The sequence below is a fragment of the Bradyrhizobium sp. MI1.7 genome, from assembly GCF_055811795.1.
The window spans coordinates 93,816-105,497 of sequence record NZ_JBVVPO010000017.1; the positions used below are offsets into that span (position 1 = coordinate 93,816).

The following is an 11,682-nucleotide window of genomic DNA, read 5'->3' on the forward strand; positions in this document are numbered from 1 at the left end:
GCACTCCCGCCGGCCCGACTGCCCCTCCGGAGAATTCCATGAGCATGATCGAGACGACCGGCACGATCCTGGACTGGGACGTGACGACGGTGAAGCGGGCTGGACTGAGCCGCGATCTGCCCTCCGGCAATCCGGACCTGATGTGGGTCGCGAATTCGTCGACGCTGATCTACGGCGAGCGGGATGCCATCCTCGTCGACACGTTCCTGACCGCCGGGCAGTCGAAGACGTTGCTGGATTGGGTCGTGTCGCGGGAGCGAAATCTGACCGCGATCTACGTCACGCATGGCCACGGTGATCATTTCTTCGGCCTCGCGCCGCTGCTCGATCGCTTTCCGCGGGCAAGCGCCGTTGCCGTTCCCGAGGTTGTCGACGAGATGAAGACGCAGCTTTCGCCGGCATCGCTCGACGGTTTCTGGCGCAAGCGCTTTCCGGGCGAGATCGCACAGCGCTTGGTCGCTGCAGAGCCTCTCGAAGGCGAGCTCACGCTCGAGGGACACAAGCTCGTCGTCATCGACATGGGACCAACCGACACGGCGCGCTCCACCGCCCTTCATGTCCCGTCTCTCGATCTGATCGTCGCCGGCGACACCGTGTACAACGGCATTCATCCTTATCTCGATCTCGCCGAAACCGACACGCAGAGCCGGCTCGAATGGATCGCCGCGCTCGATCGGCTCGAAGCGTTGAAGCCGCGCTTCGTGGTGGCCGGACACAAGAAGCCGGAGAACGATGACGATCCGCGCAACATCGCGGAGACCCGGCAATATCTGCTCGATTTCAACCGCCTCGACCAGGCGACGATTTCTCCGCGCGAGCTCTACGAGGCGATGCTCGCGCTTCATCCCGACCGTGCCAATCCGGGATCGCTCTGGAGCGGAGCCAACGCCGCAAAGGGGCCAAGGTCATGACGAGCTGGCAGAACAACCGCGCCGCGCGCGATGCCCGCATTGCGGCCGGTGCCGGCCTGGCCCACGGCAAGGTCGTGGAAGCATCCGACGCAACGCGCCTGCTGGAGGCCGTGATCCGGCCGGGCGACCGGGTTTGCCTCGAAGGCGACAACCAGAAGCAGGCGGATCTCTTGAGCCGCGCGCTGCTGGCGGTCGATCTGTCCAAGGTCAACGATCTGCACATGGTGCAGTCGGGCGTCGTTCTGCCCGAACATCTGGACCTGTTCGACCGCGGGGTCGCGAAGCGGCTCGACTATGCCTATTCCGGGCCGCAATCGGCGCGCATCGCGCGCATGCTGTTCGGCGGCAAGATCGAGCTGGGAGCAATTCACACCTATCTCGAACTGTTCGCGCGCTACTTCATCGATCTCACCCCGCACGTCGCCCTGATCGCCGCCGTCAGCGCCGACCGTGACGGCAACCTCTACACCGGCCCGAACACCGAGGACACGCCCACCGTGGTGGAGGCAACGGCGTTCAAGGACGGCGTCGTGATCGCCCAGGTCAACGAGATCGTCGAGACGGTTCCGCGGGTCGATATCCCGGCGGACCGCGTCCATTTCGTCGTCAAGTCCGACAAGCCGTTCTTCGTCGAGCCACTATTCACGCGCGATCCCGCGGCGATCACCGAGGGGCAGATCCTGACCGCGATGCTCGCGATCAAGGGCATCTACGGGCCCTATGGCGTGCAGCGGATCAATCACGGGATCGGCTTCAGCACGGCCGCGATCGAGCTCCTGCTGCCGACGTTCGGCGAGAGGCTGGGCCTGAAGGGCAGGATCGCAACCCACTTCGCCTTGAATCCGCATCCCGCGCTCATTCCCGCGATCGAGTCCGGTTGGGTCCGGCAAATCCACTCGTTCGGCTCGGAGGTCGGGATGGACGAGTACATCCGGGCGCGATCCGACATCTATTTCACCGGTCCCGACGGCTCGCTGCGCTCCAACCGCGCCTTTTGTCAGACCGCCGGGCTCTATGCCTGCGACATGTTCATCGGCTCCACGCTGCAGATCGATCTCCAGGGAAATTCCTCGACCATCACCACCTCGCGCATCGCCGGGTTCGGCGGCGCGCCGAACATGGGCGCGGATGCACGCGGGCGCAGGCATCCGAGCGAGCCCTGGCTGAAGGCCGGAGCGGAGGCCGATCCGGACAGCCCGGCGCCGTTGCGCCGGGGCCGCAAGCTGGTGGTGCAGATTGGCGAGACCTTCGGCGACAAGAACGTCCCGTTGTTCGTCGACAAGCTCGATGCGATCGAGCTCGCCGAGAAGCTCAACCTCGAGCTCGCGCCGGTGATGATCTACGGCGACGACGTCACGCACATCGTTACCGAGGAGGGCGTGGCAAACCTCCTGTTGTGCCGTACGGCGCAAGAACGCGAGCAGGCGATCCGCGGCGTCGCCGGATACACCGATGTCGGTCGCGGGCGGGATCGCAGCATGGTCGCGCAGCTGCGCGAGCGCGGCGTGATCCGGCGGCCGGAAGATATCGGCATCAATCCGCTCGATGCGGATCGCAACATGCTGGCGGCGCGCTCGATCAAGGATCTCGTGCGCTGGTCGGGCGGGCTCTACGCGCCACCGTCGAAATTCAGGAACTGGTGAGGACAGGCCATGGAAGATCTCAGCTTTCATCACCCGGTTCGCGAGCGTGCGGGCGGTATCAGGCAGAGCGCGATCGTGGGCGTGGTCGCCTCGGGCAATCTGGAAGTCCTGGTCGAGCGCGTCCTGCCGGATGCGGAATGCGCGGTGGAGATCAAAACCGCGGCGATGGGCTTCGGCGAAGTCTGGAGCGCCGTCATTGGAGATTTCGTCGAGCGCTATTCGCCTGGCGGGCTGAAATTCTCCATCAATGACGGCGGCGCGCGCCCCGACACGGTCTCGCTTCGGCTGGCGCAGGCGGTGCGATTGATCGCGGGGAGCGAGCAATGACCGCGCCGCTCCCGCACATCGCCCCGGCCGAACGAGCCCGCAGCACGAGCTTCAACGAGGCATCGGCGCGGACGAGGCTTGATCTGCTGCTTGATGCCGGCAGCCTGGTCGAGTTCATCGGGCCGGAACAGCGCGAGGTCAGTCCGCATCTGGAGATATTCGGCCTTCCCGAGCAGTTCGATGACGGCATCGTCGTCGGCCATGGCCGGCTCGGCGGCGCGCCGGTATTCGTCGCCGCGCAGGAAGGACGTTTCATGGGCGGCGCCTTCGGCGAGGTGCACGGCGCCAAACTGCTGGGTCTGCTCCGCGCAGCGCGCGAGATCGGATCGATCCCCGTTCTGATCCTGCTCGATACCGGCGGCGTCCGTCTGCAGGAGGCCAATGCCGGTGAGCTCGCCATCGCCGAGATCATGCGTGCGGTGATGGAGGCGCGCAGTGCTGGCGTGAAGGTCATCGGCCTGATCGGCGGGCGCTCCGGCTGCTATGGCGGCGGCGGTCTGATCGCAGGCTGTTGCTCCGCGCTCGCCGTGTCGGAGGCGGGACGGATCGCGGTTTCGGGCCCCGAGGTGATCGAGACCAATCGCGGCGTCGAGGAGTTCGACTCCCGTGACCGTGCCCTGGTCTGGCGCACCATGGGCGGCAAGCACCGGCGGCTGCTCGGCGCAACCGACGTCTTCGCCGATGACACCGTGCAGGATTTTCGCGAGGCCGCACTCGAGCTGATCGGGTTGATTGGCCCCTTCGGCCTCGACCAGCTCAGGGCGGAGCAGGGACGTCTCGCCGACAGGTTGCGCCGCTTCGGCGCTTGCCAGGACGCCGTCGATATCTGGACCGTGGAAGGTGTTGCGCATGCGGAAACGGTTCCGGAATTGCCGGCCGACCAGTTCATTGCGCTCGCTAGCAGGATCGGGAGGAGCAGTCGTGACGCTCGATGACATTCTCGCCTCGCTGTTTCCCGACGGCCATGAGGTCAGGAACGACAATGGCGTCATTGCCGGCGCCGCGACGCTGCGGTCCGGTGGCAGGATACTCGTGATTGGTGTTGCGGATCGGACTGCGCTCGGCGTCGACGAGGCGATCAGACTTTCCGCGCATGTCCTGGAGTCGATCGACCGGGGGAGCGGACCGATCCTGGTGCTCGTCGACAGCGACAGCCAGCGCATGAGCAAGCGTGACGAGCTGCTCGGGCTCAACGAATTCCTCGCGCATCTGGCGAAAGTGCTGATCCACGCGGACATGCACGGCCGCCCGACCATCGGTCTTCTCTACGGCCACTCGGCGGCGGGGGCCCTGCTTGCGACGGGCCTTGCGACGCGCGTGCTGGTCGGATTGCCCGGCGCCTCTCCCGCGGTGATGGATCTGCCGTCGATGGCGAAGGTCACCAAATTGTCGATGACCGCTCTTGAGGAGAAAGCCAAATCGACGCCGGTTTTCGCGCCGGGGCTCTCCAATCTCGAGCAGATGGGTGCCGTTCATATGACATGGAGCGACGCCACCTCACTCGCAGACCAGCTGGAGGCGCTGCTCGCCGACATGCCGGCTGCGCGGGATCGAAGAGATGCGCTCGGCAAGGAGCGCGGTGGCCGGCCGAAGGCCGCCGATATCGCGGAGCGCGTTCGTGACCTTGCCCTGCAAACCCGCTGAACCGCCGGTCGGTCGCCACGACCTCGTCTTTGTCAGCCCGCAGGGTTGGCGCGCGATGATCGGGATGCGCGGCGATCTCGCAGCCGACCCGCTGGTTTCGCGTTGGTCCGAAATGGGATGGCCGACGATCAGGCGGCGCGCTCTGCCTAGCGAAGCGACCGGCCTTGCACTCGGCCTGCCGTTGCCGCCCTCCGCCGGCAAGAAACGGCTGTCGTTTCTCGCGGATATCGACCACGTCACCTCGGTCGCGAGGCCGCCCGCGCTGCGGCAGGTGCGCGGCTCGGCGCCGCGCAACTGGTGGCCGACGCTCGATCGGCTCGACGGGCTCGCGCTTCGTCATTCGGTGGACGTGCGCGTGTTCGGCAGCCTCGCATGGCAATCGCTGACCGGGCTCGATTACGTGACCGCTCGTTCCGACCTCGATATCCTGTTCGCGTTCCCCCGCGAAACCGATCTGGATCGGCTCGCCGCCGACGTGGCTGCGATCGAGACCGATGCGCCGATGCGGCTCGATGGTGAATTGATGCGCGCGGATGGTGCAGCGGTGAACTGGCGCGAATTCCATGCCGGCACGGACCAGCTTCTGGTCAAGACCATCGGGTGCGTGGCCCTGCTCGACAGGGATCGATTCATTTCGGGAGCGATGGGATCATGACCACAGCGGCCGCGCGAAGTATCGAACCGCTTGTTTCCAGCCGGAGGCAGATGCCGTCCGGTATCTGGGCCATCGGCGGCTTCGCTGCCGATTGCCTCGCCATGGAGCTGGAAACCTGGCCCAAGCCGGGGCTCGTGAGCCATGTCGACAATGGCAGTCACGTCGACATGGATGCCGGCACGTTTCGTCGCAGCGCTGCGGCCATCAGGCCTTACCTTCAAAGCCTTGCCGAAGCGGGCGCGCTCGGTTGCGGCATGGGAGTGCTGCGGGTCATCGGCCTGGAGGCCGAACGGGCGATGCTCGAGGCGACCGCGGGCGTCAATACGCATCGCGGCGCGATCTTCGGTCTTGGCCTGTTGTGCGCGGCGGCCGGTGCGAGGGCCGGCGGGCTGGTCGATTCGGCACTTCCGCTCGGCGACGTCGTGGCACGCCTCTGGGGCGCCAGCATACTCGACGGTCCGGTGTTGCTGCACAGCCATGGCAGCGCTGCTCGCCGCCGCTTTCGCGCAGGCGGAGCCCGTATCGAGGCGGCGAGCGGGTTTCCCAGCGTCTACCGGATCGGCTTGCCGGCCCTGAGGAGAACAATGCCTGCCACGCCCGAGGATGCGGAAGCGGCTCGGGTCGAAGCGTGCTTTGCCCTGATTGCGTCAGTGGAAGACACGAATCTGCTGCATCGTGGCGGGCTCGAGGGGCTTCGCTTTGCGCGTCGCGCGGCACGTCGCTTCATCGATGCCGGCGGCGTGCGCGCTCCCGGCTGGCGCGTCAGCGCGCGATGGATCCATGAAAGCTTCGTCGCGCGTCGTCTCAGTCCCGGTGGCTCGGCTGACCTGCTTGCGATGTCGCTCTTCGTCGATGCCCACGACGCGCCGGGGCCATGATGTCCAATGCAATCCTGATGGCGCTGGTGCCGGTGTTCTTTGTCCTGCTGCTGGGATACGCCGCCGGAAGGTTTCATGTCGTCGACAATCTCCATGTCGATGCTCTCAACGCACTCGTGATGGATTTCGCCGTGCCGGCGTCGCTGTTCGCCGCGACCGCCTCGGCGTCGCGCAGCGAGATGATCGAGCAGGTTCCGCTGTTTCTGGTGCTCGGCATAACGATGTCGTTGCTCTATGCCGCCTGGTATCTTGCCGCGCGCAGGTTGTTCAAGGTGTCGCGGCCCGATGCGTCGATTCAGGCACTCACGGTTGGCTTTCCAAATCTTGCCGGCGTCGGTCTTCCAATCCTGACATCCGTCGCGGGACAGGCGGGCGCCGTTCCGGTCGCCGTCGCATTGGCAACCGGTTCGGTCCTCATCAGCCCGGTGACCCTGATCATGGCGGAAATGGACGCCGCCAGGTCCCGTGGCGAGGAAATGGCGGCGCGGCAGATGCTGACGGCAGTGGGGCGCGCGATCACCAAGCCGGTCGTGCTCGCGCCCGTGTTCGGCATCCTGTTTTCGGTGTCGGATCTGAGCCTCGACGCGCTCGCTCATGCCTGCCTCGCGCTGATCGGGAGTTCGGCCGCCGGCGTCGCGCTGTTCCTGACCGGAGCCATCCTGTCGGCACAGTCGTTCCGCCTGAACTGGAAGATCGCGGCCGCAACCGTGGCCGCGGACGTGGTTCGGCCGCTCGCAGCCGTTGCAATCACTCACGTCTTTCCAATCGCTCCCGACACAGCGAGGACGGCCATTCTCCTCGCCGCGGTGCCTTCCGGCTTTTTCGGCATCCTGTTTGCGGTCAACTACCGGCTGGACTCCGCAGCGGTCGGCTCGATGGTCATTTCGAGCACCGGATTCAGCGTCGCGACCATGGCGGTCGCGATCGCCGTGCTCTTTCCGCACTAGGCGGCGATCATGACACTTGCGATCCTGTGCTCGGGACAAGGCGGACAGCATCGGGACATGTTCGCCCTGACGGGCGATGCGCCGGAAGCGACGCACCTGTTTGCACACGCGGCAACGTTGCTGGGCGGCAGGGATCCGCGCGATTTCGTGCGCAGCGAATCTGACGAGGCTCTGCATCGCAACCGGTCCGGCCAGATTCTATGCACGTTGCAGGCACTGGCCGCCGCTGCCGGGCTCGAGGACATCATTCCACATGGCGCCATCATCGCAGGCTATAGCGTCGGTGAGGTGGCGGCATGGGGCGTGGGAGATCTGTTCGAACCGGTCCTCACGCTCGACCTCGCAGTGCGCCGCGCGGAAGCAATGGACGCCGCCACCTGCGCCGGTGACGGGCTGATCTTTGTCCGCGGTCTTTCACATGACGATATTAAGCGCCTTTGCGAGCGCCACGGTGCGGCGATCGCCATCGTCAATCCAGGCGATGCCTTCGTGATCGGCGGTGGCCGGGCGGCATTGAACGGAATTGCCGGAGAGGCGAGGGCGATGCGTGCCACAAGGATCGTCGATCTGCCGGTTCGGGTTGCCTCCCACACCGGACGGCTCGCCGAGGCGTCGGTCGTGTTTCGCGAAGTCTTGCGGTTGGCGCCGGTGGCGTTCCCGTCGGCCGCCGGTGCGCGCATCCTGAGCGGCATCGATGGCGGTTCGGTCGTCTCCGCCGAGACGGGCCACGACAAGCTCGCCGCGCAGATCTCGCAAACCGTGCAGTGGGGAAATTGCCTGCAAAGCTGTCTCGAAGCGGGTGCCACGGCATTTCTCGAATTTGGACCTGGACATGCACTGAGCCGGATGGTTGCGAGCATCGAGCCCGGCCTTCCGGTGCGGTCGCTGGACGATTTCAGGAGTCTTCAGGGCGTGCGCAACTGGCTTGCGCGGCATCTCAGCGACTGAAATGGCGACAGCATCGTTCCGGAATCGGACGGACGGCGCGCTCCGGATCGACGTGCGGCGAGGCAAAAAAAAGGGGCCGTCCTTGTGGGAAGGACGGCCCAATGCTCGCATGCCTGGGAGGAGAAGGCTCGAGCCGTGACTTGGGGTCTCAGTCACTAACACTGCCAGCATCGCCGATCCGGCGTGCAAAGTATTTCACGTCCCCACGCTGTTTCTCATTTCGCATGATTCACGAAGGTCCGCCGGCAGGACATGAGACACCGGCTCGCGTGACGGAACCGGGTCGCATTCAGCGAGCCTGGGTGACGCCAATGCGTTCCGGCTGGTGCATCGCCAACGTGCCGGCGTGTCGCCTGTCAGACGTTTGAAGACCGTCGAGAAATGCGCCTGCGTGCAGAAACCGACGGCCAGCGCCGCCTCGACCAGCGGCGTCTCGGTATTCGACAGGAGAGATTTTGCATGTTCGATGCGCTGTTGCAGGAGATACTCGCGCGGCCGGTATCCAGTCGCGGCGCGAAACTGCGCTGCGAAGTGCATCCGGGACAATCCCGCGACGCCGGCGAGGTCGGATAGGCTGATGGAGTGGTCGAAGCGCGCCCTGACATACTCCTCGACGCGTCGGAGCCGCCATTTCGGCAAGGCGTTGACTTTCGTACGCGGGGGCTCGCGCCGAGCGACGTGCATCACCAGCGTCTGGGCGATGCAGCACGCAAATTCGCGATCGGCCGAATGGCCTTGTTCGGTCAGCGCCTTTGCGAGCTGCTCGGCGAACGGGTCGCGCAACAGAAGGAGATCGTTCAGGCATTCGGGCGCGAGCGGCTCCGTTCCCTGCTGTGGAGATGGAAAGCAATTAGCCGAGATGTGGAAGTGCAGGAAATCGCACGGCGCAAGAAACTGCGCGCGGAGCGGCTTCGACGGCGCGCCGACATAGAGCGTGCCTGCCGGCATGGCGCCGTCGAAAATGGTCTGACTGCCTCTGGTCAGCTTGAGACGTGTGCTCTTCAGGGCGATCGAGAAGAAGTACCGGTCGGGAGGCGTCGTTGCATCCTCGCGCCTGACGGCCGTCTGGGCATAGGTAAAGCGCGAGATCGTGATGTCCTCGCGCGCGACGCCCGCGCGTTGCTCGGGCTGGCGCCATTTTCGTTCGTGGGGGAATGCGCGTGCCCCCTGAGAGAAATCCGGTTCGCGGGCGCCGGGTTGATGTGTCAATCGGGCGCCGGCCGCTTGCATATCGGTGAGCATCGTTCGTCCCGTCTTTTGGATTCCGCTGCCGCCGTGACGGCTGCTGAATGCCATTGGTTGACGCTCGAACGATATGTCTGATGCCGCCACAAGGCCCGTTAGCGTTGCTGAAATCGTGTTAGATTTTGCGAAAGCTGCAGGTGCGTCGGAACGTCGCGAAATTCCGAATTAAGCAAGAAGAATCAAAGGCCTGCGCTGTGAGTTCCGATGTTGCGGCGCGATGCAGCTCTCTTCAGGTCGGGCGATCTGACCGGATTCAGGGAAGGCGTGGCGAGGCATCGATGCCGGGGGTGAGTCCGGGCGCGATCTTCTCCGCCGGCGGAATTGCGGGCACCCGCGCGTAGGGAAGCGCCGTCACCTCGGGAGGCTGCTGGGATGGGGATTGGAGGCAGTTGGGGCGCGGCGGATCTCCTGCGCCGAACACATCAAACATTGGGTCCACGAAGGTCGTGCGGAGCCGATGAGGCCAGGTCTGGCGATCGACCGCATTGGGCTGCCGGATCGTCACCGTGGCCGTCATGCCGGAGACCAACGGCACGCCCGGCGGCACCGTGTCGATGGCGACCCGAACCGGTATGCGCTGTGCAAGCCGCACCCAGGTGTAGATCGGGTCCACGTTGGGCAGACCTTGCGTGCCCGCCGCGGCGTTTGACGGGCTGATGCCGCGGGTCACGGTTTTCACATGTCCCAGGATCGGCTTGGAGTAACCGATGAGCTGTGCCTCGACGCGATCGCCGACGCAGACATGCGCCATCTTGGTTTCCTCGAAATAACCGTCGATCCAGAAGCTGTTGGAATCGATGATGGAGACGTTGGTGACGCCGGTCAGCGCATAGTCGCCGACGCGTAGCAGGAGATTGGTGACATAGCCGTCGACGGGGCTGAGCACATTGGTGCGCTTCAAGTTCAATTCCGCCTGTGCAAGCTGGTGAGCGGCCGCTGCGTAGGCGGCCTTCGCCTGCGAGGCGTTGCCGGCGAAGATCTGCTGCTCCTCTGGCGTCGTCGCGAGGTCGGACAGACGCCGGCGCCGGTCGGACTCGGCCTGCTTCACCTCCAGGTCCGCCGCCCGCTGGTCGACGAGGGCCTTGCCGATGCGGACGGCTACGTCGAAGTCGAAGGGATCGATGACGTAAAGCACGTCACCCTTGTGGACGAACTGGTTGTCGGCCACCCGCAGCTCCACGATTTTGCCTGCGATCTGCGGCGCGACATTGGCGACCTGCACGCGCACGCTGCCATTGCGCGTCCAGGGCGCGGTGACATAGTGCTGCCAGGTTGCAACCGATATCAGGATGGCGACCAGGGCGATGGCAAGGGTGGCAAAATGCTTGCCGACGCCGGCCATGGAACGCCCGGCGGCCTTGCGCAGCGAGCGCGTCAATAGCGTCGCCTGACGGGAAGCTTCGCCATCGTTCGCGGCGCGGTCGCTGGTCGCGTGCGCCGCGGCCTCCGTCGGGCTGGAACACGCGACGGCGTCGGCTGCGTCCGCCCATGCTTCGGCTGAAGATTCGGGGTGGGGCGGAAAGGCCGCATCTCGAGGCAGAGCCGCGTCCATGACTTTCTCCCTAGCAAAAGAGCGCGAGCAGGCCGAAGATCGACACGTAGAGGCAGAGCTCGGCCAGCGACGGGTTGCTGAAGATTCTTGTAAATCCCACGAAGCGCAGCACCGGGCGGAGCAGCAGGAATGCGAGCAGCGCCGTGGCCGCATAGGACACGATCGGGGCGATCAGCACGCCGCCCACGACGAGTTCACGATAAGTATTCGTCACGGATGCGTCCCCTGGCCGGAACCGGCGAAACTCCGCCATGGTTCGAGGACGATGCTGGCCGGAACGAGCGCGGCGAGCACCGGCTCGACGGACAGGTTGCTTTGGGCAGCCGTCTGGCGCAGCGCCTCGGCGGCAGTCAGGATTGCGCCTCCATCGCGTAGGGTGAGCGCGGCTCGCGCGGCGCGCACCGCGTTGCCGAGTGAGGTCTCGGCCAGGCGGTCCAGTTCGGCATGGCACCGTCGCAGCACCACGGCCTCGTCGAAGCAGCGCAGCGCTTCCGCGACGACCCGAGGGGGAGGTGCCGTGGCGCCGTTCGTCGTCAGGATCTGCTCGATCCGGGCGGCATCGCGAAACGCGGCTTCCTCCGGCGCGAGATGCCGGGCTCGCCCGGAATCGAGGCGGCTCAGCTCGCGATGGGCCTCGTCCAGCAGCAGCCGGATCCTTCGTTCGCCGGACAAGGACGGCAGCAGGAGCTGCGCCGCGAAGACCAGAACCGAGGAAAGCTGGGCAAACAGACACGTCACAAGGAATACGTCGGGGTCGTAGCTCTGCGGATTGCTCGGTGCGAGAATGACAAGCGTGAACACGAGGGAGAGCCGGGGGGGGGGGGGGGGGGGGGGGGGGGGGGCGCGCCGGGCGGGGGGGGGGGGGCGGGGGGCGGCGGGGGCGGGGGGCGGGGGGCCGGGGCGGGGGGGGGGGGCGGCGCGGGGGCGCGGGG

The 11,682-nt window shown here is 65.8% G+C and carries 13 protein-coding genes; 9 read left to right on the top strand and 4 right to left on the bottom strand.

The window, feature by feature from the left end; genetic code table 11:
- The first annotated feature begins 38 nt into the window (after nucleotides 1–38).
- Genes AC0L3X_RS18040 through AC0L3X_RS18080 form a run of 9 tightly spaced genes read left to right on the top strand, consistent with a single transcriptional unit; the run spans nucleotide 39 to nucleotide 7,953 of the window.
- Nucleotides 39–911: an MBL fold metallo-hydrolase gene (locus AC0L3X_RS18040; RefSeq protein WP_231144515.1), complete on the top strand. Its 873-nt coding sequence runs from the start codon at nucleotides 39–41 to the stop codon at nucleotides 909–911.
- Nucleotides 908–2,554: a malonate decarboxylase subunit alpha gene (gene mdcA / locus AC0L3X_RS18045; RefSeq protein WP_063984276.1), complete on the top strand. Its 1,647-nt coding sequence runs from the start codon at nucleotides 908–910 to the stop codon at nucleotides 2,552–2,554. The genes AC0L3X_RS18040 and mdcA overlap by 4 nt, the downstream gene beginning before the upstream one ends.
- Before the next feature lie 9 nt (nucleotides 2,555–2,563).
- Complete coding sequence (gene mdcC / locus AC0L3X_RS18050) at nucleotides 2,564–2,881, top strand: malonate decarboxylase acyl carrier protein (RefSeq protein ID WP_063984275.1); 318 nt, start codon at nucleotides 2,564–2,566, stop codon at nucleotides 2,879–2,881.
- Nucleotides 2,878–3,816 carry a biotin-independent malonate decarboxylase subunit beta gene (locus tag AC0L3X_RS18055; RefSeq protein WP_063984274.1) on the top strand — a complete coding sequence of 313 codons (939 nt, stop codon included), beginning with the start codon at nucleotides 2,878–2,880 and terminating at the stop codon, nucleotides 3,814–3,816. The genes mdcC and AC0L3X_RS18055 overlap by 4 nt, the downstream gene beginning before the upstream one ends.
- A complete protein-coding gene (mdcE, locus tag AC0L3X_RS18060; RefSeq protein ID WP_063984273.1) occupies nucleotides 3,803–4,525 on the top strand; it encodes a biotin-independent malonate decarboxylase subunit gamma in 723 nt (240 codons plus the stop codon). Before AC0L3X_RS18055 ends, mdcE begins: the two co-directional genes overlap by 14 nt.
- Entirely contained in the window at nucleotides 4,500–5,180 is a 681-nt protein-coding gene (gene mdcG, locus AC0L3X_RS18065; protein WP_063984272.1) for a malonate decarboxylase holo-[acyl-carrier-protein] synthase, read from the top strand. Before mdcE ends, mdcG begins: the two co-directional genes overlap by 26 nt.
- Nucleotides 5,177–6,058: a triphosphoribosyl-dephospho-CoA synthase MdcB gene (gene mdcB, locus AC0L3X_RS18070; protein WP_063984271.1), complete on the top strand. Its 882-nt coding sequence runs from the start codon at nucleotides 5,177–5,179 to the stop codon at nucleotides 6,056–6,058. Before mdcG ends, mdcB begins: the two co-directional genes overlap by 4 nt.
- A complete protein-coding gene (locus tag AC0L3X_RS18075; RefSeq protein ID WP_208086004.1) occupies nucleotides 6,055–7,005 on the top strand; it encodes an AEC family transporter in 951 nt (316 codons plus the stop codon). Before mdcB ends, AC0L3X_RS18075 begins: the two co-directional genes overlap by 4 nt.
- Nucleotides 7,006–7,014: 9 nt before the next feature.
- Nucleotides 7,015–7,953, top strand: coding sequence for an ACP S-malonyltransferase (locus AC0L3X_RS18080; protein ID WP_063984269.1), 939 nt, complete (start codon nucleotides 7,015–7,017; stop codon nucleotides 7,951–7,953).
- Nucleotides 7,954–8,148: 195 nt separating this feature from the next.
- Here AC0L3X_RS18080 and AC0L3X_RS18085 read toward each other — a convergent pair whose 3' ends face one another.
- From AC0L3X_RS18085 to AC0L3X_RS18100, 4 genes are all read right to left on the bottom strand, one after another.
- Nucleotides 8,149–9,195 carry a helix-turn-helix domain-containing protein gene (locus AC0L3X_RS18085; RefSeq protein ID WP_063986513.1) on the bottom strand — a complete coding sequence of 349 codons (1,047 nt, stop codon included), beginning with the start codon at nucleotides 9,193–9,195 and terminating at the stop codon, nucleotides 8,149–8,151.
- A 256-nt stretch (nucleotides 9,196–9,451) separates the two neighbouring features.
- Nucleotides 9,452–10,750 carry an HlyD family secretion protein gene (locus AC0L3X_RS18090; RefSeq protein ID WP_063984268.1) on the bottom strand — a complete coding sequence of 433 codons (1,299 nt, stop codon included), beginning with the start codon at nucleotides 10,748–10,750 and terminating at the stop codon, nucleotides 9,452–9,454.
- Between the two features lie 10 nt (nucleotides 10,751–10,760).
- The gene (locus AC0L3X_RS18095; RefSeq protein WP_028155834.1) at nucleotides 10,761–10,964 is read right to left on the bottom strand and encodes a DUF1656 domain-containing protein; all 204 of its coding nucleotides are present in this window, start codon (nucleotides 10,962–10,964) and stop codon (nucleotides 10,761–10,763) included.
- Complete coding sequence (locus AC0L3X_RS18100; protein WP_473316570.1) at nucleotides 10,961–11,551, bottom strand: hypothetical protein; 591 nt, start codon at nucleotides 11,549–11,551, stop codon at nucleotides 10,961–10,963. Before AC0L3X_RS18100 ends, AC0L3X_RS18095 begins: the two co-directional genes overlap by 4 nt.
- Nucleotides 11,552–11,682: the final 131 nt, after the last annotated feature.

Coding starts and splice junctions, on each gene's coding strand:
- AC0L3X_RS18040 (WP_231144515.1), top strand. CDS start 39: ATGAGCATGATCGAGACGACCGGCACGATCCTGGACTGGGACGTGACG.
- mdcA (WP_063984276.1), top strand. CDS start 908: ATGACGAGCTGGCAGAACAACCGCGCCGCGCGCGATGCCCGCATTGCG.
- AC0L3X_RS18090 (WP_063984268.1), bottom strand. CDS start 10,750: ATGGACGCGGCTCTGCCTCGAGATGCGGCCTTTCCGCCCCACCCCGAA.
- mdcB (WP_063984271.1), top strand. CDS start 5,177: ATGACCACAGCGGCCGCGCGAAGTATCGAACCGCTTGTTTCCAGCCGG.
- AC0L3X_RS18075 (WP_208086004.1), top strand. CDS start 6,055: ATGATGTCCAATGCAATCCTGATGGCGCTGGTGCCGGTGTTCTTTGTC.
- AC0L3X_RS18085 (WP_063986513.1), bottom strand. CDS start 9,195: ATGCTCACCGATATGCAAGCGGCCGGCGCCCGATTGACACATCAACCC.
- AC0L3X_RS18055 (WP_063984274.1), top strand. CDS start 2,878: ATGACCGCGCCGCTCCCGCACATCGCCCCGGCCGAACGAGCCCGCAGC.
- mdcC (WP_063984275.1), top strand. CDS start 2,564: ATGGAAGATCTCAGCTTTCATCACCCGGTTCGCGAGCGTGCGGGCGGT.
- AC0L3X_RS18080 (WP_063984269.1), top strand. CDS start 7,015: ATGACACTTGCGATCCTGTGCTCGGGACAAGGCGGACAGCATCGGGAC.